2 protein-coding genes and 1 pseudogene are annotated in these 1,335 nt (G+C 73.1%); 1 reads left to right on the top strand and 2 read right to left on the bottom strand.

Going from position 1 to position 1,335, the window contains the following annotated elements; all coding sequences use genetic code 11:
* Together HGA02_RS19420 and HGA02_RS19415 are read right to left on the bottom strand one after the other, a co-directional pair.
* Nucleotides 1–370 (bottom strand): annotated as a pseudogene (locus HGA02_RS19420) (glycosyltransferase family 2 protein); the annotation flags it as partial.
* A gap of 51 nt (nucleotides 371–421) precedes the next feature.
* A complete protein-coding gene (locus HGA02_RS19415) occupies nucleotides 422–751 on the bottom strand; it encodes a WhiB family transcriptional regulator (protein ID WP_124343353.1) in 330 nt (109 codons plus the stop codon).
* A 219-nt stretch (nucleotides 752–970) separates the two neighbouring features.
* On the opposite strand from HGA02_RS19415, the gene HGA02_RS19410 reads away from it, so the two are divergent.
* A partial coding sequence (locus tag HGA02_RS19410) for a TIGR03089 family protein (protein WP_343035639.1) occupies nucleotides 971–1,335 on the top strand: 365 nt, incomplete at its 3' end.

Here is a 1,335-nt window from a genome sequence, read left to right as displayed (position 1 = left end):
TGTCGTCGTGCAGGAGCCACAGCCAGGTGGACGCCGGACCGTCGGCGCGGACCTGCGGGTCCTCGAGGGCGGCCCGCACCGCGTGCCCGAAGGTCCGGGCTCCCGGGACGTGCACGGTGCGCAGCTGGGGCCGCGGCGAGCCGCTCTGCCGCGCGAAGGCGTCGTCCAGGGCGCCCCCGACCTCGAGGTCCGGGGCGACGTCGACCAGCAGCACCCGCGCCGGACGACGGGTCGACGCGGCGAGGGCCGCGAGCGCGTCGTCCAGGTAACGCGTCCGGCCCCGGGTCACGACGACCGCCGTCACCGGCGTCGTCACCGGGAGGGGTGCGGTGGTCGTGGGTGCGTCCACGGGCGGGAGGGTCTCGGTCATGCTCGGGCCATCCTGCCGTCCGGGGTCCGCGAACCCCTCGACCGACACGCGTCAGACGACCCGGCGCTTCAGCTTGCGGCGCTCACGCTCGGACAGGCCGCCCCAGATGCCGAACCGCTCGTCGTTGGCGAGGGCGTACTCGAGGCACTCCGACCGGACGTCGCACCCGGTGCAGACGCGCTTCGCCTCGCGGGTCGAGCCGCCCTTCTCCGGGAAGAACGCCTCGGGGTCGGTCTGCGCGCAGAGTGCACGCTCCTGCCACCCCATCGGCCCGTCGTCCTCGGGCGCTCCGAAGAGCGACAGCACGTTCGACGCGGGTTCCGCCGGCTTCCGGGCGTCGCTCGGGAAGGTCTCGTCGTCGTCGTCGAGCAGGTTCCACATGGCGTGCCTCCGTGCGGGTCTTTCGTGCGGTTCGTTCAAGGCTCGGCAGAGCGGCTCCCGGAGGACGCCGCGTGGTGGTGCTCGCGCATGAATCTCTTCTCAGGAATTACACGCGTGTCGTTCGAGGGCGTCAAGCCGAGCCGTGGTAGTTGCCCGGATATGTCGGGGTGAACTTGTGGCACCCGGGTGAAGACGGCGTGTCGCGCCTACGCTGAGGCCGTGCCAGGAGCCACCATCGCCGAACTTCTCGCCCTCGTCACCCGGAATCCGGGCCGTCCCCGGCTCACCTGGTACAGCGCCGACGGCGAGCGCGTCGAGCTCTCCGGCGCGGTGCTCGAGAACTGGGTCAACAAGACGACGAACCTCCTCGTCGAGGAGCTCGACGCCGGACCCGGCACGCGCGTCCTGCTCGACCTCCCCGGCCACTGGCGCACCGTCGTGTGGGCCCTCGCCACGTGGCGGTGCGGCGCGTGCGTCGTCGTGGGCGACGGCGAGGCGGACGTCGTCGTGACGTCGCGGCCCGCCGCGCACGCCGGCACGTCGGCGCACCTCGTCGCCGTCGCGCTCCCCGCGCTCGCGCGACG

Origin of the sequence: Cellulomonas septica, from assembly GCF_012396155.1 — a bacterium.
GTDB classification, from domain to species: domain Bacteria; phylum Actinomycetota; class Actinomycetes; order Actinomycetales; family Cellulomonadaceae; genus Cellulomonas; species Cellulomonas septica.
The sequence above is the reverse complement of the archived record's forward strand: the minus strand, read 5'-3'. Positions and strand labels throughout refer to the sequence as shown.

What these genes read in the sequence shown, in the direction of transcription:
- HGA02_RS19415 (WP_124343353.1), bottom strand. Translation starts at nt 751, where the DNA reads ATGTGGAACCTGCTCGACGACGACGACGAGACCTTCCCGAGCGACGCC.